The 18,720-nt window shown below is 36.2% G+C and carries 16 protein-coding genes; 13 read left to right on the top strand and 3 right to left on the bottom strand.

Going from position 1 to position 18,720, the window contains the following annotated elements; genetic code table 11:
• The first annotated feature begins 44 nt into the window (after positions 1 to 44).
• The 3 genes from MKY00_RS05535 (at position 45) to MKY00_RS05545 (ending at position 2,449) form a co-directional block, all read left to right on the top strand.
• Complete coding sequence (locus MKY00_RS05535; protein ID WP_016716722.1) at positions 45 to 341, top strand: hypothetical protein; 297 nt, start codon at positions 45 to 47, stop codon at positions 339 to 341.
• A gap of 220 nt (positions 342 to 561) precedes the next feature.
• Positions 562 to 1,038 (top strand): PH domain-containing protein, encoded by a 477-nt coding sequence (locus tag MKY00_RS05540; protein ID WP_001182705.1) that lies wholly within the window; start codon positions 562 to 564, stop codon positions 1,036 to 1,038.
• Positions 1,031 to 2,449 (top strand): PH domain-containing protein, encoded by a 1,419-nt coding sequence (locus MKY00_RS05545; RefSeq protein ID WP_016716723.1) that lies wholly within the window; start codon positions 1,031 to 1,033, stop codon positions 2,447 to 2,449. Before MKY00_RS05540 ends, MKY00_RS05545 begins: the two co-directional genes overlap by 8 nt.
• Positions 2,450 to 2,587: 138 nt before the next feature.
• Here the strand turns inward: MKY00_RS05545 and hmoB are convergent, their stop codons facing one another.
• Complete coding sequence (hmoB, locus tag MKY00_RS05550; protein ID WP_000644055.1) at positions 2,588 to 3,085, bottom strand: heme-degrading monooxygenase HmoB; 498 nt, start codon at positions 3,083 to 3,085, stop codon at positions 2,588 to 2,590.
• 127 nt (positions 3,086 to 3,212) lie between these two features.
• Between hmoB and MKY00_RS05555 the strand changes: the two genes are divergently transcribed.
• The 4 genes from MKY00_RS05555 to hemY all read left to right on the top strand — a co-directional run bounded on the left by MKY00_RS05555 (position 3,213) and on the right by hemY (position 8,945).
• Positions 3,213 to 5,330: a transglycosylase domain-containing protein gene (locus tag MKY00_RS05555; protein ID WP_016716724.1), complete on the top strand. Its 2,118-nt coding sequence runs from the start codon at positions 3,213 to 3,215 to the stop codon at positions 5,328 to 5,330.
• Positions 5,331 to 5,507: 177 nt separating this feature from the next.
• Positions 5,508 to 6,554, top strand: a complete 1,047-nt coding sequence (hemE, locus tag MKY00_RS05560; protein ID WP_000252614.1) for a uroporphyrinogen decarboxylase — start codon at positions 5,508 to 5,510, stop codon at positions 6,552 to 6,554.
• 14 nt (positions 6,555 to 6,568) lie between these two features.
• A complete protein-coding gene (hemH, locus tag MKY00_RS05565; protein ID WP_000726775.1) occupies positions 6,569 to 7,504 on the top strand; it encodes a ferrochelatase in 936 nt (311 codons plus the stop codon).
• A 19-nt stretch (positions 7,505 to 7,523) separates the two neighbouring features.
• Positions 7,524 to 8,945, top strand: a complete 1,422-nt coding sequence (gene hemY / locus MKY00_RS05570) for a protoporphyrinogen oxidase (RefSeq protein ID WP_016716725.1) — start codon at positions 7,524 to 7,526, stop codon at positions 8,943 to 8,945.
• A 39-nt stretch (positions 8,946 to 8,984) separates the two neighbouring features.
• Here hemY and MKY00_RS05575 read toward each other — a convergent pair whose 3' ends face one another.
• Positions 8,985 to 10,337, bottom strand: coding sequence for a DUF4026 domain-containing protein (locus MKY00_RS05575; protein WP_016716726.1), 1,353 nt, complete (start codon positions 10,335 to 10,337; stop codon positions 8,985 to 8,987).
• A 240-nt stretch (positions 10,338 to 10,577) separates the two neighbouring features.
• Here MKY00_RS05575 and MKY00_RS05580 point away from each other — a divergent pair, with 240 nt between their 5' ends.
• The 3 genes from MKY00_RS05580 (at position 10,578) to MKY00_RS05590 (ending at position 14,210) form a co-directional block, all read left to right on the top strand.
• Positions 10,578 to 12,944 carry a DUF6359 domain-containing protein gene (locus MKY00_RS05580; protein WP_016716727.1) on the top strand — a complete coding sequence of 789 codons (2,367 nt, stop codon included), beginning with the start codon at positions 10,578 to 10,580 and terminating at the stop codon, positions 12,942 to 12,944.
• Positions 12,945 to 13,055: 111 nt separating this feature from the next.
• Positions 13,056 to 13,358 carry a hypothetical protein gene (locus MKY00_RS05585; RefSeq protein WP_016716728.1) on the top strand — a complete coding sequence of 101 codons (303 nt, stop codon included), beginning with the start codon at positions 13,056 to 13,058 and terminating at the stop codon, positions 13,356 to 13,358.
• 15 nt (positions 13,359 to 13,373) lie between these two features.
• The gene (locus MKY00_RS05590; protein WP_016716729.1) at positions 13,374 to 14,210 is read left to right on the top strand and encodes an alpha/beta fold hydrolase; all 837 of its coding nucleotides are present in this window, start codon (positions 13,374 to 13,376) and stop codon (positions 14,208 to 14,210) included.
• 60 nt (positions 14,211 to 14,270) lie between these two features.
• Here the strand turns inward: MKY00_RS05590 and MKY00_RS05595 are convergent, their stop codons facing one another.
• Positions 14,271 to 15,125, bottom strand: a complete 855-nt coding sequence (locus MKY00_RS05595; protein WP_016716730.1) for a hypothetical protein — start codon at positions 15,123 to 15,125, stop codon at positions 14,271 to 14,273.
• A gap of 230 nt (positions 15,126 to 15,355) precedes the next feature.
• Between MKY00_RS05595 and MKY00_RS05600 the strand changes: the two genes are divergently transcribed.
• From MKY00_RS05600 to MKY00_RS05610, 3 genes are all read left to right on the top strand, one after another.
• Positions 15,356 to 15,757 carry a BlaI/MecI/CopY family transcriptional regulator gene (locus MKY00_RS05600; protein ID WP_000184506.1) on the top strand — a complete coding sequence of 134 codons (402 nt, stop codon included), beginning with the start codon at positions 15,356 to 15,358 and terminating at the stop codon, positions 15,755 to 15,757.
• A gap of 2 nt (positions 15,758 to 15,759) precedes the next feature.
• A complete protein-coding gene (locus MKY00_RS05605; protein WP_000566592.1) occupies positions 15,760 to 17,691 on the top strand; it encodes a M56 family metallopeptidase in 1,932 nt (643 codons plus the stop codon).
• 273 nt (positions 17,692 to 17,964) lie between these two features.
• On the top strand, positions 17,965 to 18,537 hold the full coding sequence (locus tag MKY00_RS05610; RefSeq protein WP_000963380.1) for a TetR/AcrR family transcriptional regulator: 573 nt from the start codon (positions 17,965 to 17,967) through the stop codon (positions 18,535 to 18,537).
• The last annotated feature ends 183 nt before the right edge of the window (positions 18,538 to 18,720 follow it).

Consider the following 18,720-nt stretch of genomic DNA (forward strand, 5'->3'; position numbering starts at 1 on the left):
TTACACTATTTTTATAGTGTTTTGTTGGAAAAGGAGCCACGTATATGATTAATTTTAAACCAGAAAATTTGAACCAACTATTAAAAGTGATGCTCATTAGTGCGAATAAGTCTTATGATGCGATTAAAGATTATGAATTTACAGGGGAAGCGGTAGTATTCCGTGTAGATTTCGACCATATTGATGTTTCTCTAATGATTGTAGATATGTTAGGAAGATCAGCTTCTAAATTTAACATTTTGCCATTTGCTAAACTAGATACGAATGAGATAGATTACATTCAGTTTCAAGTGTATTCTATTAATGAAGGGAATTTTAAAGAAATAATCGATACGATGTAAAAAACTATAAAGTGAAACTTTAATCAGTGGGAGACTCATCCCCACTGATTATTAGTTGAACCAATCGGACGTTTACGGGCAGTTGATCGTTCCTCTAACTTCTTTGCTCCAGCTGAAATTTTTGGGGGAGTTTTACTGCCCGTTAACGCGGGATAATTTTACAAATATGTATATACCAACTAATATATAAGTAATAAATTCATATAATTGGAGTGATGAAATGCAGCCGTTAGAAAGGGAGATTCATTCTAATATGCTGAAAGTGTGGCGAATTCACGCTTTAATTGGGGCGGCAGTTATACTAGCAGTCGTAATTGCATATTTCTTTTTTATGATCAATTTTAATTGGTGGGGTTGGTTGTTTGGCTTGTTAGTAACAGGCGCTATTTTATTTATTCCGCTTGATTATTTTGTGTTTCCAAATTTACGTCAGCGCTATTATAGTTACAGATTAAATGAAGAAGAGATTGAGATTCAAAAGGGAATGTTCGTTGTAAAACGCGTACTTATTCCGATGATTCGCGTGCAGCACGTAACGATTGAGCAGGGCCCGATTATGAGAAAGTACAATTTAGCAGAATTACATATTTCAACAGCAGCAACTTCTCATAGTATTCCAGGTTTAACGAAAGAAGAAGCAGAGCAGCTGAAAAGACAAATTGGAGAACTTGCGAAAGTGAGTGATGAGGATGTATAAGAGGCAACATCCGATCACAATATTGTTAGGTATTCGAATTGCAGGTTTACTGCCTTTTATTTTTCTCGTTCTATTTCGTTCAGATGGTGAAGTAGAACCTTGGTATTTCTTACATCTTGTCCTTTTGGCCGTATTATTTATTATGGCAATTTTCTCAGCTATAAAATGGTATTTCAAAGTGTACTGGGTTGAAAGTAATATTTTACATATAAAGCATGGTGTGTTCGTTAAGAAAGAAAGTTACTTAAATAAAGAACGTGTGCAAAATATTAGTACGTCTTCTAACATCATTTATCAAGTGCTCGGACTGACGAAATTAAATATTGAAGTGGCCGGCGGCGGTACTGAGCCAGAAGTGATGTTGGCGGGGATTAGAGAAGAAGAAGCGAAGGAACTCATTACTTTATTACATAAAGAAAGAAGTGTTGTGAGTGAAGAAGGGCCTACGGAAGAAGGAAGTAAGACGGTATATCAGTTAACAACGAAAGAAATTTTAGCAGCATCTATTACATCTGGTAGATTCGGATTAGTGTTTTCAATGTTAGTCATCCTTTACACAGAGTTTAATGAATTTCTTCCAAAATGGCTCATCAATAAAGTGGAAGCGTATGTGATGGATAACGGTGTATATGAATTAATCGTTATGGCGGCGATTTTAATGGCAGTTTCGTGGGTCATTTCAACAGCCGGTTATGCATTAAAATATGCGAACTTTAAAATTGAGCGAAACGGAAATGAAGTTCGTATCGTGCAAGGTTTATTTGATAAGAAAGAGTTTGTTTTAAAATTACACCGTATTCAAGCGATTACGGTGAAAGAAGGTATTCTCCGCCAGCCTTTCGGATATTGCTCTGTCGAAGTAGAAGTTATTCAAAGTATAGAGGCGGCGGGAAATGAAGTAATGCTACATCCTTTTATGAAGAAAAAAGATGTGCAGCAGTTACTCGCATATTTACAGTTGCCGTATGAAATGGAAGAGGAAATCGTTCATTTACCGAAGGCTGCATTACGTCGTTACGTCATCATGGGCTGGATTACAAGTGCCGTACTCGCTGTGCCAATCATAGGTGCGAGTATATATTTTAAACAAAATATCGCGTTATTCACTCTCATACCACTATGTATTATATTTACGTTACTTGCATACGCGCGGTATACAAGTAGTGGTTATATGATACGAGACAATCAGTTAGTCATGGTGTACCGAGGACTCGCGAAATATACAGGAATCATGCGAAGAAGGCATGTGCAAGCAGTCGGATACAGTCAATCGTATTTTCAAAAGAAAGACGAGCTATGTACAGCTGTCGTATCGGTAGCGGGGCATCCTTACAAAGTGAAGCATATGCAAAAAGAAGATGCGCTTTGTATATATAATTGGTATAAAGAAAAAGGAAACACCGGCGTGTAACGGTGTTTCCTTTTTATGTCGTCATTTGTCGATAAGTCGATATATTCGGAAAATCGCCGATATATTTCAAGTTGCGCCGATATATTCGGAAAATCGCCGATATAATTTCACATACCGTGGCCTTCGAATTCCCAACCCCTAAACTAACACATCAAAAGTAGTCACGAAAGATGGACGAGAGAAAATACTCTTTTGTTGTTCTGCATGTGGATGCGCCGGAGCTTGTCCTTCTGCTTGGGCGGGGCGTTTTTTATGAGCATTTTCGAATGAACGTGATTCTGTCCAGTCTTTAAAGTTTTGCTCTGTTTCCCACATCGTTAAGATGACATATGTATCGTTACTTAATGGGCGTAGAACGCGGATCGCTTGGAATCCTGGTTCGTTTTCAATAAGGCCTGCGCGGTTTTTAAAACGGTTTTCAAATACAGGGCGACCTTCGTCTGTGACAGAAATGTTGTTACAAACGATATAGCCAGGTTGACCTTTAAATTCTCCAACAGCGTCTAGTACATCATACTTAAGAGATCCTTCTACAGATTCTTCTGTATTTTCTTTATAAAACATATTTTTTTCATCATTTTTTGCAGTGAAATGTGCTTGTTCTAGAGGTGTTTCGTATGAAATAATAGCCTTCATTTTAATGCCCCCTTATTTATTTGTTTCTATTATATCAACTCTCTTAAAAAACTTCGAAGATTATATACATAAAGATACCTCTTTTTCAAATAATAAATGTACCATCATTTGGAAAGAAGGCCGATGTATGAAGAAAGTAAAGTGGACTTTATTAGGTGGGTTAGCAACGCTACTATTAGCGATTGTCCTTTATAAACTAATTGTGTTAGCTGGTGGCTATATGATGGATGAAAAGCAGCTCGTTTTCCACTCTTCATCACGTATCGTTGACCAGAAAGGGAAAGAAATTACGAAATTATACGTAGAAAATAGAGACTTAGTGCCAATCGAGCAAATTCCGAAATATGTGCAGCAGGCGTTCGTTGCGGTGGAAGATTCTCGTTTTTATCAGCATCAAGGAATTGATTATCCGTCTATATTTCGGGCCCTTTATAAAGATACGTTAGCAGGAGAGAAGGTCGAAGGCGGTAGCACGATTACGCAGCAACTTGCTAAAAACGTCTTTTTAACTCGCGAAAAAACATTTACGCGTAAGTTGAAGGAAGTCGCAATTTCCCTTCAATTAGAGCAAAAATATACGAAACAACAAATTCTTGAAATGTATATGAATCATATTTATTTTGGCCATGGAGCTTACGGTATTCAAGCTGCAGCAAAGTTATATTTTAATAAAAATGTAGAAGATTTAACAGTAGAAGAGGGCGCAATGCTTGCAGGTCTTCCGAAGTCGCCAAACGGTTATTCACCTTATTTTTCTCCAGAGAAGAGTAAAGAACGCCGCGATCTCGTATTGTCACTTATGCATAAACAAGGCTATTTGACTGCCGAAGAAAGCGTACGTTATCAAGGGAAGACAATTGCTCTATATAAAAACTTAGATGAAAATGAACTCGCATATATGCCGTATATTGATATGGTCATAGATGAAGCAGCACGTTTATACGGATTGTCTCATCAAGAAGTACTTCGCGGAGGGTATACGTTTGTTGTACCGATGGATGAAAAGATTCAAAAGGTAGCATATAACCAGTTTCAAGATGCAAGGAATTTCCCTGGGAAAGAAGAGGGGGCGCAAGGTGCTTTTTTATTAATGGATAATCGTACGGGCGGTATTAAAGCTGCAATTGGCGGAAGAAAGTACGTCCCGAGAGGATTTAATCGTATTTTTGCAAAAAGACAGCCCGGTTCTGTACTAAAACCACTTATCGTTTATGCGCCAGCACTCGAAACGAAAAAGTATAATCCGTATTCTTTATTAAAGAATGAAAGACATTCTTTTGAAGGGTATGAACCTCGAAATTATAATCATGAGTATTCGAAAGAAATGACGATGTACGATGCGATTTTAGAGTCAGCAAATGTACCGGCAGTTTCTTTATTAAATGAGTTAGGGGTAGAAGAAGGAAAGCAATATTTAGAGAAAGGAAATGTTCATATTGCTGATGCTGGTTTAAGTACAGCGCTTGGCGGATTAAAAAACGGGGTTTCACCATTTGATCTTGTGAAAATGTACCGTGCGTTTTTAGCAAATGGTGATATTATTGAGCCGCACGTGATTGATAAAGTGTTAAATAGACACGGCGCAGTCATTGGAGAATCGCCAAAAGTAGAAACGAAGATTTTCTCGAAACAAACGGCTTGGTATATGACGAAAATGTTAGAAGGAGTTGTAAAGGAAGGGACAGCGAAAGCCGGTGTATATAACGGGGCGTTAGCTGGGAAAACAGGTACAACTTCCTTACCAAATGACAATAATGGAGCGAGAGATATGTGGTTCGTTGGCTATACGCCAAATTTAGTAGGCGCTGTTTGGATTGGCTATGACCGCATAGATAAAGAGCATCAGTTGCAAGGAGAAAGTGCGTCAGCAACGAAATTGTTTAAGAAAATTTTAACGAAAGCAAATGTAGAACAGAAAGAGCAGTTTAGGAAACCAGAAGGTGTGGAAACAATCGGTGCTCCGATTCGTCTACGCAAGATTGAAGATGTGAAAATGAAATTAGCATTTAGTCCTTTCGGTTTATTTAAAGCGAAATTAAGCTGGACACCACTTCCAGATGAAAGAATTATGTATCGTATTTATAGAGTGGAAAATGGAATTCATACGCATGTAGGTACTGTAAACGGTGCCGGGGAATATGAGGAAAAGTTCGTTAACATCTTTTCAAAACCGAGTTTTTACGTTGTGCCATATAACACACAAACGAATCGTGAAGGAGAAAAGTCAAAAGTAGCTAAACCATAGTTTTTCTCTGTGTTATAATAAGAATGTTGTGAAAATAGTAAGCGTTTTTAAGAATGTTTGTGTCAATTTAATGAACAACGTACATAATATTATGCATTTTGTTTTTACAAGCTGTATAGTAAAAAAAGATAAATATCGAACGTATTCGAAGCATTGGTAAGGAAGGGAGCAAGGGTCTTGGTAAGAACTATAAATGAGACATTTTTAAAAGCATGTAGGGGGGAACGTACTGATTATGTACCAGCATGGTATATGCGTCAAGCAGGCCGTTCGCAGCCGGAATATAGAAAGATAAAAGAAAAGTATTCTTTATTTGAAATTACACATAATCCAGAGTTATGTGCTTACGTTACAAAACTGCCAGTTGATCAATATAACGTAGACGCAGCAATTCTATATAAAGATATTATGTCACCACTACCTGCAATTGGTGTGGATGTAGAAATTAAATCAGGTATTGGCCCAGTTATTGATAATCCAATCCGTTCTTTACAAGACGTAGAAAAACTAGGGGAAATCAATCCAGAAGATGACGTACCGTACATATTAGATACAATTCGTTTATTAACGACAGAAATGTTAGACGTACCGTTAATCGGTTTTTCAGGAGCTCCATTTACGTTAGCGAGCTATATGATTGAGGGCGGTCCATCTCGTAACTACCATAATACGAAAGCGTTCATGTATGCAGAACCGAAAGCTTGGTTCGCTTTAATGGATAAGCTAGCAGATATGGTTATTACATATTTAAAAGCGCAAATTAACGCAGGAGCAAAAGCAGTTCAAATTTTCGATTCTTGGGTTGGAACAGTAAATGTAGCAGATTACCGCGTATTTATTAAACCAGCAATGGAGCGTATTTTTGCAGAAGTTCGTACGATGGGTGTTCCAATGATTATGCACGGCGTAGGAGCTGCACATTTAGTAAATGAATGGCACGACTTACCGCTTGATGTAGTAGGCTTAGATTGGCGCTTACCAATCGAAGAGGCACGTGCACGCGGCGTTCATAAGGCGGTACAAGGTAATATGGATCCTTCATTCTTACTTGCGCCATGGTCTGTTATTGAAGAACATGTAAAAGGTATTTTAGATCAAGGGATGAAGCAGCCGGGTTATATCTTTAACTTAGGTCACGGTGTATTCCCAGAAGTAAATCCAGATACATTAAAACGTTTAACTACATTTATTCATGAATACTCTAAAGGGCAGTTAGCGAAGTAAAGGAGCATTGCTGTATGAAAAAGAAAATTGGTTTGCTTGTAATGGCATACGGAACGCCATATAAAGAAGAAGATATTGAACGTTACTATACACATATTCGCAGAGGAAGAAAGCCAAGTCCTGAAATGCTAGAAGATTTAACAGAGCGTTACCGTGCAATTGGTGGTATTTCTCCTTTAGCTACTATTACATTAGAGCAAGCTAAGAAGTTAGAGAAGCGTTTAAATGAAGTACAAGATGAAGTAGAGTACCATATGTATCTTGGCTTAAAACATATTGAACCGTTCATTGAAGATGCAGTGAAAGATATGCATAACGACGGTATACAAGATGCAATCGCACTTGTTCTTGCGCCGCACTATTCTACGTTTAGCGTAAAATCATACGTTGGACGAGCACAAGAAGAAGCTGAGAAACTTGGAAACTTAACAATTCACGGCATCGATAGCTGGTATAAAGAACCGAAATTTATCCAGTACTGGGTTGATGCAGTGAAAGGTATATATAACGGTATGTCAGACGCAGAACGTGAAAAAGCAGTATTAATCGTATCAGCTCATAGCTTACCAGAAAAAATTATCGCAATGGGCGATCCATATCCAGATCAATTAAATGAAACAGCTGATTATATTGCAAGGGGCGCTGAAGTAGCAAACTATGCAGTAGGCTGGCAAAGTGCAGGAAACACACCAGATCCTTGGATTGGTCCAGATGTACAAGATTTAACGAGAGAACTAAATGAAAAGCACGGTTATACTTCATTCGTATATGCACCAGTTGGATTTGTTGCGGAACATTTAGAAGTTTTATATGACAACGACTTTGAGTGTAAAGTTGTAACAGATGAAATTGGCGCGAAATATTATCGTCCAGAAATGCCAAATGCATCGGACGCATTTATTGATTGTTTAACAGATGTTGTATTAAAGAAAAAAGAATCTGTACTGTAAGAAGAAAGGGGGAGCCTGCTTGAGGAAAAAAGTTGTAATCATCGGCGGTGGCATCACAGGATTAACAACGATGTATAATTTACAAAAAGATATTCGTGACAACAACTTGCCGATCGATACATTACTTATAGAAGCATCGGGTAAACTTGGCGGGAAAATTCAAACCGTTCGAAAAGATGGATTTACAATTGAGCGCGGACCAGATTCTTTCTTAGCACGAAAAGAAAGTGCAGCTAGATTAGTGAAAGAATTAGGTCTTGGCGATGAACTTGTAAATAATGAGGCCGGTCAATCATTTATCCTCGTAAACAATCGGTTACATAAAATGCCGAGCGGATCAATGATGGGAATTCCAACGCAAATTACGCCGTTTCTATTTTCCGGGCTGTTCTCCCCAATTGGTAAACTAAGAGCTGGTTTTGATCTATTAATGCCGAGATCAAAGCCAGTATCTGATCAATCACTCGGGCATTTTTTCAGGAACCGCCTCGGAAACGAAGTAGTTGAAAATTTAATAGAACCATTATTATCGGGTATTTATGCAGGAGATATTGATGAAATGAGCTTAATGTCAACATTCCCGCAAATGTATCAAATTGAGCAGAAACATCGCAGTATTTCACTCGGTATGCGTACGCTCGCTCCGAAAGAAGAGAAAGCTGAACCGAAAAAAGGAATCTTCCAAACAGTGAAAACAGGTTTAGAATCTATCGTAGAATCTCTCGAAATGAAGATGCATGAAGGTACGATAATAAAGGGCACTCGCATTGAAAAAGTTGCAAAACAGGGTGATGGCTATACGATTACTCTTAGTAACGGAAAAGAAATAGAAGCGGATGCGGTCGTAGTGGCAAGCTCGCATAAAGTATTGCCATCTATGTTTGCACAGTACAAGCAGTTTCGTTTCTTCCGCAACATTCCGTCCACATCAGTTGCAAATGTAGCAATGGCTTTCCCGAAATCAGCCATTCAGCGCGATATTGATGGTACAGGATTTGTTGTCTCTCGAAATAGTGATTATACAATTACAGCATGTACGTGGACACATAAAAAGTGGCCACATGCAACGCCAGAAGGAAAAATGCTACTTCGTTGTTACGTTGGACGACCTGGTGATGAAGCAGTTGTAGAACAAACAGAAGAGGAACTCGTTCAGCTCGTACTAGAAGATTTACGAAAGACGATGGATATTACAGAAGATCCAGAGTTTACAGTCGTAAGCCGCTGGAAAGAAGCGATGCCCCAATATACAGTAGGTCATAACGAGCGAATGAAGAAACTCACAACATTTATGGAACAAGAGCTTCCAGGTGTGTATTTAGCTGGTAGTTCCTACGCTGGTTCTGGTCTGCCGGACTGTATTGATCAAGGTGAGAAAGCAGCAAAGCGTGTGCTAGCTCATTTGGAGAAAGTAATGGATACGGAATTAATCGCACAGTAAAGAGAAACGCCTTCAATCATATTGAAGGCGTTTTGTTACTTATTCACCAATAAACATATATAAGTTATTTGGCTTTATCACTGCATCTCCTGCATAAATAATCCATTCTGTTAAGTTATCAAAATCTAAAGGATAACTATTTCCTGCACTCATATCTGCTATAAAATATGGTTCATTAATGAGTATTCCTTGAATAAAGTCTTCTGTAATATGCTGCATTTCAAACCACATATGCTCACTTTTTCCTTCTTCGTAGGAGACACCAAACTTAGCTAGGAAACGAAAATCTTCATTTGATTGTTCAATATGAAAAATGTTGCTGAAATACCCGAAAGTATTCTTCGCATTGTAAGCCATACGATCGGTTTCACTATTTGTTTTATAGAACATAAGTCCTGTAGCTTCCTCGTGTTCTTTGAAAAAGCTTTCGATACATTCTTCTGAAGTATCAAATTTGAACAAGAGAACAGATGGTGATTGATGGTATTCATCGCGGTCATCCATCCCGCCTAAGAATGTGTTTTGTGCATCTATTGGTTGTAGCTTCACTTCTTCATTATCAATTGAAGATAATTGATCCATACTCGTTTTATGCCCAATATAAGATAATCCTTTTTCCCACGGAACAGCTACTGTATGTATCGAACCTTGCTGACTATGCGCGATAACGATAGGCTCATTCATAGGGACTTGTCCATTCTCAACGGCATTATTCGCAAATGTTTGAAAGAGGTCACCAATGCCGTAGTAGGAAGAAATACGATTTGGAATAATTAATTCTATTTCTGTTACGCCCGCTCTTAAAAGGCCGTGTGTATGAAACCAATATTGCGTAGGCTCGCCTTCTTTATCGTCTTCATAAACGGAATGAATAACGTATAAGTCAGGAATGTCAGGTAATAATTCATTTTCAACGTGATATTCAATATAGCTTCTAGATATCACCTTCATTGCGGCACTTGAATCGATTACAAATAACAAATCTGGGGCGAGGTTCCATAAAAATTGTAACTGCTGGAAAAAGCAGTCCAGTACATCGCCTACAAATAGCGTACGAGTGAAAATTTCAGTACCGAAAGCCGCATCTTCAAAATGACGATCTACGATTGTAGAATCTTGTCTATTGTACAGTTTATATTCTTCTGGGTCATTCGCCTCATCAATATGCAGTTCATATGGTATGACTTTTTCATCCATATGTAACTCAACGATAAGGCTTGTCTCATCACTATAAACAATTTTTAACTCATCAACTTTAGTAGCGATAGTTTCTAGCCGCTGTTTTAATTGCTCAATTGTAATTCTAGTTGGTATAACAGCAACCATATCTGAAAAATGACGTTCTAATGTTCCATTCATAGCTGCGCGGTATGTTTCTGTTTGCACTTCCATCCAATCACTCCTATTCAAATGAATCCATTTTACATGCCAATTAAATTTCGATATTTCTGTTTTTTCTCTTTCATATTATAAAACGCATTCGTCGAAGGTGTAAAATTATTATTTTGTATTATTGTTTGAAAACGAGTAAATTAGATTAATTTTTTGTAAAACTTGTCGAAATATCATTCTATATAACGAATCATTTGATATGATAGAAATGCTGAGAAAATATGAAATAGGGAGAGGAAAATGGCTGTGAAGAAATTGTTAAGTGTCTTTTTATCATTCATACTATTGCTTTCATTTACTGGAACTTTAGTACAAGCAGAAGAAACTACTTCTATGTCAGTAGAAAAAGCAATTCAAGTATTTAAGCAGCAAGGGAAAACGAAGGGGACAGTGGAAGGATATATCGTTGGATATACGCAAAGCCCTTCTAAGTACACGAAGGATCCGGCTAAGTTTGACGACACAAATGTGGCAATTGCCGATTCTCCAAATGAAACGAATCCAGACAAAATCATGCCTGTTCAGTTGCCAAAAGGCGATGTGAGAGCGGCAGTAAACGTAAAAGATCATCCTGAAAATATTGGGAAGAAAGTTAGTTTAACAGGGACGCTTGAATTATATTTTAGTAGCCCAGGTTTAAAATCAGTAACAGCTCATAAGTTTCAAGGAGAAGGACAAAACCGTGTTAGCGATGTAGTAGCTTCACCTAGTGGCGGAGAAGTTGCGAAAGGAACAGCGGTAACGTTAACAACGAATACAGAAGGAGCAACAATCTATTACACGTTAGATGGTTCTAACCCTACAAATAAAAGTGTTCGTTATAATGGACAAATTATAGTGAATGAAAATAGTGTAGTGAAAGCAATTGCTGAAAAAGAAGGGCTTACTTCTTCAGTAGTTTCAACATTTTCATTTATTATCGTAAACAATGAGCCAGTTCGTATTCATGATATTCAAGGAAAATCACATATTTCTCCTTACAACGGGAAGAAAGTATACAATGTGGAAGGCGTTGTAACAGCACTTGATAAAAATGGTTTTTATATAGAAGACAACCAGCCAGATAATGATCCAGCTACTTCAGAAGGTATGTACGTATACAAAAAAGATGCAAATGTAGCAGTAGGAGATCTTATTCAAGTTGATGGAGTAGTAGAAGAATATGTTGGACCTGGATATGCAGAAAGGTTTGAAACAGACTTAACGACGACGGAAATTAAAGCGAGTCGCGTTGCTGTAATCGCAAAAGATCAAGCTTTACCAGCACCGATTGTACTTGGAGAAAACGGTGTGAAAATTCCTGATCAAATTATCGATAATGATGCATTTGGTTTATTTGATCCAACTGAAGATGCAATCGACTTTTATGAAAGTATAGAAGGTATGCGTGTTACGATGCCAACGCCAAAAATTATTGCCCCTCAGAAAAACGGGAATTTATATGTAACAGTGAAAAATGGTGGGAATAAAGTCGTAACAAAATATGGCACACCTGTATTAGATGAAAATCAATTAAATCCAGAGCGTCTTTCTATAAAAGTACCTCGTGATTATGTAGCGAAAGTAGGAGATACTTTCACTGGAGATATAACAGGAGTAGTCGGATATGATTATGGTGCGTTCCGCATTTCGCCAATAACGGAATTACCATCTGTAGTAGACGGTGGATTTAAGCAAGTAGGGGCGAATATTCAGCCGCGTCTTGATAAGTTAACAGTTGCTACATATAACATTGAAAACTTCTCGGCGAATAAAAAAGAAACAACAGATGAAAAAGTAAAGGCGTTAGCGTATTCTATTAAATACAATTTAAAAATGCCAGATATTATCGGGGTAGAGGAAATGCAAGATAATAATGGAACGATTAATGACGGTACAACAGATGCTTCATTAAGCGCAAAACGTATTATTGATGCGGTGCTAGAAATTCGCGGGCCAAAGTATGAGTATGTAGAAATTGCTCCGCATAATAATCTAGACGGTGGAGCGCCAGGAGCGAATATTCGCGTCGGTTTCTTCTACAACCCATCACGCGTGAAATTAGCAGCGGTACCGAAGTTGCTTGATAAAAATGTCGTTCGCATTGGAGACGAAAACCCATTGTTTGAAAGTACACGTAAACCACTTGCGGCAGAATTTACATTCCAAGGACAAAACGTCGTCGTCGTTGCAAATCACTTAAACTCAAAACTAGGAGATGCAACGCCATTTGGAAAAGTACAACCGCTCGTATTAAAAAGTGAAGAAAAACGAGTTCAATTAGCACAAGAAGTAAACAATTTCGTACAAGGTATTCAGAAAAAGAACACGAATGCACCAGTTGTTGTGTTAGGGGATATGAACGATTTTGAGTTCGCTAAACCATTAAAAACGTTAGAAGGAACAATCTTGAAAAATATGTTAAACACAGTGCCGAAAGAAAATCGCTACACGTACATCCATGAAGGAAATGCACAAGTGTTAGATCATATTTTAGTAACAAACAACATTGCACCACACACAATCGTAGATCCAGTACACTTAAACTCAAACATTATGAAAGAACATGGACGTGTAAGTGACCACGACCCAGTACTTGCTCAAATTGATTTGAAGAAAGCTTCTTAAATAGTTGTAAAAGAACGCTTAGAAATATACTGAGCGTTCTTTTACATAATTAGGAATTTTGTGGTAAAATAGACTGAATATTCACTCTTTATTGTTAAGAGGTGTAGACATATGGTAGCCCAACTAAATGGGAAACTAATGAACCAACTAGCGATTTTTTTTAGCATGTTCATAATAATTAAGTTTCTAGCCGATGTAACAGGTCTTACGCAACCACTAGGTATGTATTATTTAGGCACGCTTAGTACAAATATCGCTTATATAGCATTCGGTCTAGCCGTAATTTTTACTATATTGGGTATTAAAAAGGAATTAAGTAAATATGCCATTATTTCAGTATGTTCGGCGGTAGGAATTCAAATAATCTATATGATTGTTTTTGTAGTTTTATGGATGTTGGCAGGTAGGCCGTAAAGGGGAGATGATTATATGAGTATTGAAAATATACGATTGATACATGTAAATGATAATAATCTCTATGTAAAAATGTTAGGAGAAGGTGAACCAATCATATTTCTTCATGGAGGACCTGGAAGTGAACACCGCTTTTTTCTTCCCTATATGGCTCCACTAGCAGAAAAATTCCAATTAGTTTTTTATGATCAAGCAGGTTGTGGAGAATCGGAAGCACCAAAGAATAATCAATATTCTATGAGGGATGAGGTTGCAAACTTAGAAGCAATGCGTGTGCAATTAGGGTTTGAAAAGATAAATATATTAGGTGAATCATGGGGATCGATGCTTGCATTATTGTATGCAACTACATACCCCGAACGAGTGAATAAGTTACTTTTAACAGCTGCGATAGGAGTTAATGTAAAAGGATTAGAAATGTTTGGGGAAGAACTGCAGAAGAGGTTAACGGAAGAAGATAAAGTAATCATTTCTGAAGTAAGCGAGAAGATTAAAATAGGAGAGGCTTCTATATACGATATGTTACAAGTATTAGATCCATATTATGTGTTTTCTAAGGAAACTTTAACTTATAAACAGAAAACGAATTTTAGTAATGAAGTTAACACAATACTAGGTGCAGATATGGTAAAAAATTATGATGTGACTAAACAAATAGAAAAGCTTTCGGAAACTCCAATATTAATTGCGCAAGGAAGTCATGATATTTTAACTCTTGCCACTATAAAAGAACATTTTACAGAATACATACCTCATATAGAGTTTGTAGAGATTGCGAATTGTGGACATTGGACGGTAGTAGAGCAGCCAAAGCAAATGTGTAATATCGCATATAGTTTTTTTGAGAACTAAGAATAAGAGCGTAATTCTCTAATCTCACTCAGGGAATTACGCTCTTAGTCGTTCAATGATTTAGTCTGAAATTACTTGAAACGCTTTTCTACATCGATCTCTTTTTTGCAGTCTTCTTTTATATTTTTTTCTATCTCGCTTTACTCCTTGTATATACATAAGTAAGCTAACGAGAAGGAAGAAAGCACATTGCATCGTTAAAATGTACGGTGACATGCCTTGCAATGGTTGCTTTGGATCATATAAATGAATAGGTGCTCCACCTATTGTAGGGAATATTGTATTTAGTAGGACGTACGGAATGGAGTTAACTGCAAATGGAAATAGAATGGCCATATAGTCTTTTTGTGACCATGCAGATGCAGCAAGTCCTAAGAGGGCCATTAAACCTGCAAATAAAAAATTAATTCCAATATATACCGTAATGTAAGTGAGAGGCGCATCGAAGTATAGGTTTGCGAACATTCCATCCTCATTTATGATGCCAGAACCAATCGTAGGTGTTCCGTCTGGAATTGTTAATTTGCAAAATAATAACGATAAGATGAATGGAAAGGTATAAAGAAATCCTCCGCAAAAAAACGTAACGATATATTTCGTTACTGAATAAGGAAATAAAGAAATTCCTTTGCTCACGAACGGTTTAAAACTATCTGACTTATCGGAATTGTAACTTGTACTAAAGGGGAAACTCGCAATAACTGGCATTAATAATAAATAAACATCCATTTCATTATCACGAAATCCAATCCATTTTATATCTGTTGATATAGGTCCGCTCGCAGCGTCTCCTAAATAACGAATGACATAATAATAATGATAAATACAAATAAGAACGAATCCACTAAACATAATAATTAAAGAAACACGATTACAAAAAGCTTGCTTTATATTTAAACGAAGTGCACGCATCATGACTGAAAAAGCCTCCACTATTTTGATAAACTTGTCTATTTTCTATATTACTATTAAATGTAAAGATTTTCTTGTTTTTTTATTTGATTATTTGAAAAAAGAGAAATTTGTTGTTGGGAAGTAAGGTTTAGTTGAAATTAGTTTTTTCTAAAATATGGTTGACAATTAAGTATTACATTTGTAATCTTAGTTATAGATTACAAATGTAATACGAGGGAGTGAAATATATTATGACAAATCAATTACCTAAAATATCCGAAGCAGAATTAGAAATTATGAAAGTACTTTGGTCTAATTCTCCACAAACAGCGAATGAAATTATAGAAGAACTAGAAGATGAAATGGACTGGAAACCGAAAACAATCCGTACATTAATTAATCGGTTAGTACAAAAGGAAGCCGTTTCTTACCATCAAGATAAAGGACGCATGTATGCTTATTATCCGTTAGTATCACAAGATAATTATTTACAAGTGGAAACGAAATCTTTGCTAAAGCGTTTTTGCGGTGCAGCGTTTAAACCATTACTTGTTAATTTCTTAAAAGAGGAGAAATTATCTTCAGAAGATATTAATGAACTAAAACGCATTTTAGATGAGAAGACAGAGGAGAATAAGAGGAAGGATCGATAAAAATGATAGACATGCTTATAAATGTATACCTTCCTCATTTTTTTGATTGGCTTATAGAAACATCACTTATGGCTAGCATATTAGTGGGTTTTATTTTATGTATAAAAATTTTATTTAGAAATAAATTAACACCCCGGTGGCAATATATGCTGTGGATTGTATTAATGATTAGACTCCTTTTACCATGGTCACCAGATAGTTCTTATAGCATTTATTCATTACTTTCCTATCGTTCTAGCGTATCGGAAGTGATTCCTAAAAATATGCCGTCTACGGAGAGTATAGTGAATATAGAAAGCGACCGTACAGTGGAATCAAATTCTAAAATGGTTACAAAAACTAGCGAACCGGAAGTAGAAGTTAGTTTGGAACAACAGACTCCATTTTCTTTATACAAACTTGCTATGTATGTTTGGTTAGTTGGGGTATTCCTATTAGCAGTTATAACGTTTATTACAAATAGACGTTTATATTCTTATATAAAGAAACAACCGGATATTACGGATGAACAGTTCGTTACGGTGTTTAATCGCTGTAAGCAGTCTATGAAAATGAAGAAGGTAGTTTCATTACGTTTAGCAGGAAAGATTGCGAGTCCAACTGTGTTTAGTTTCTTTCGCCCAAAAGTATTACTATCAAAAAAACATATGAAAGTATTAAACGAGCAACAATTACAACATGTTTTTTACCATGAGTTAGCTCATATTAAAAGAAACGATGTAGCTGTAAATTGGATTATGTACAGTTTAATCCTATTAAATTGGTTCAATCCGATTCTTTGGTACGCCTATTTCTGTATGAGAGAAGATCAAGAATTAGCTTGTGATGCATATGCGCTTACGTTTATAGATAAAGAGGAGCAAATTGCATACGGTCATACAATTATTACCCTCCTAGAACATTATTCCTATCAAGTACCAAGCCTAGCAAATTTAAGTAGAAATAAACGAACATTAAAAAGGAGAATCGTTATGATTAAAAAGTTCCAAAAGAAATCGTATCGTCTTTCTTTACTTGGAGTTATTGCTATAGCAGCTATAGCAGGCGGATTTTTATTAAATGCAAGGATAACTGAGGGGGATGAAAGACAGAAAGAAAAGGTTGTAGAAAAAAAGCAATCTAAAGCGGCTTTTGAAGAAGCGATAGAAACAGTATTAGGCACACCGGAGAATGCAAGTAGAGAATGGGGGATGTCAATAAAGTCATATAAAATGAATACAGATTTTTTATATTTGGCAGAAAAGAATTTTACAAAAGAAGAATTTGAGCAGTATGTTCAATTATTTAAGGAAGCCCAAGAAATTCGTAAAAAAGCAATGGTTAAAAAAAATGTGCCTGAAAATTATGATGGAGATACAAAGGAATATAAACCTGAACGCTTGAAGAAAGCTGATCAGGAAAGACTAGCTACTATTGAGAAGACATTAAAACCGCTTGGAGAAAAGCTGGAGAAATCTTTAACATATACTATAGAAGAAGCGAAAAATCATGTGCCATTTCAAATTAAGCAGCCGGCTTATATACCTGAAGGTTATGAGTTAAAGAGAGAATGGGCTGATTCATATTTTGGAAGAGATATAGAATTAGTTACTAAATCAGAATATAAAAAAGGGAAATATGGTTTTACAATTTATCAGTCAAGAATGTATGCAGGTGGTAATAAGGACCCACTACACTACATGATGCCTGGAGAAGAGAATCTAGAAAGTTATAGTTTAGAAGGGAAAGGAATGGTCTATAATAAATCTTCTCATGGAGAGGGTAAGTTAAAAGGACTCAAAATGTTTGTACCAGCACAAGGTAAGAATAGTGAGTATCAAATTGTCATAGTGAATGATATTTTTACAAGAGATACAAAGATATACGAAGAGATAATCGATGATGAGCTAACTAAGAAAGAGATGGAGAAAATCTTACTTTCTATGTCAAAATAATAGACAGTGTTCTTAAACATTTTGTTTTAAGAACACTGTCTATTTTATTAAATTTCTATTGGGATCTAGTCAGCAATTATTTACGAATATATTCCAGCTTTCCATACAAGTATACTTTTTGATACACTATGAACAGTATGATATAACTTGACTGGAATTTTTTATACTGGAAATAATAAAAAAGAGAACTTGTATACAATGTAAGCGTGTGGTAATATCAAAGATGTACTAATTGACTATATTATCCAATTGGTCATTTTTGGAGGTGAAGATGTGGCGATAGATCGAAAACGTTCTATTATTGAAGCTGCAACAAAGTCTTTTTCAGCATTCGGTTATAAAGCAACAACGATGGATCAAGTAGCGAAGTTAGCGAATGTAGGAAAAGGAACGATTTATACTTTTTTTAAAAATAAAGAAGAGCTATTTGGCGAGATTATTTCTAATTTAATTACAGAAATGAAGCAAGTTGCAGAAAATGCAATTCGTTCAGAAGTTTCATTTTTTGAAAATGTACATAGAGCATTATATAGCATATTAGAATTCAGAAAAGAACATCAGCTCATGATTAAGTTAATTCAAGAAGAGCGTGATATGGGAACGAAAGAAGTACAAGAAGTGATGCAACAAGTAGATGTGGAAATCGTTTCTGTCATTCAATCGTATTTAAAGATTGCGATTGATAAAGGTGAAATTAGCAAATGTGATCCAGAAATTACAGCATTTATTATGCTTCGCTTATATGTATCGCTTATTTTTGATTGGGAAAAAAATCATGAACCGCTAGAAAAAGAAAAAATTGCAGAATTATTTGAACTTTATTTATTAAAAGGATTGTCAAATTAAGATAATCCTTTTATTCTTATAAAAAGTGACCAATTAAACGAAACGGTCATACATTTATTTTAGGAGGGATAATAAAAATATTCACTTCATAGTAAAGAACAGTTGCATAGTATAAATTCGGGGATAAGGCATATGTATGAATAAGTATAGCCTTTTTGTTTGGGTGAAAATGACCAATTGAAC

The sequence above is a fragment of the Bacillus sp. FSL R9-9834 genome, from assembly GCF_038006905.1.
Taxonomy (GTDB): domain Bacteria; phylum Bacillota; class Bacilli; order Bacillales; family Bacillaceae_G; genus Bacillus_A; species Bacillus_A pacificus.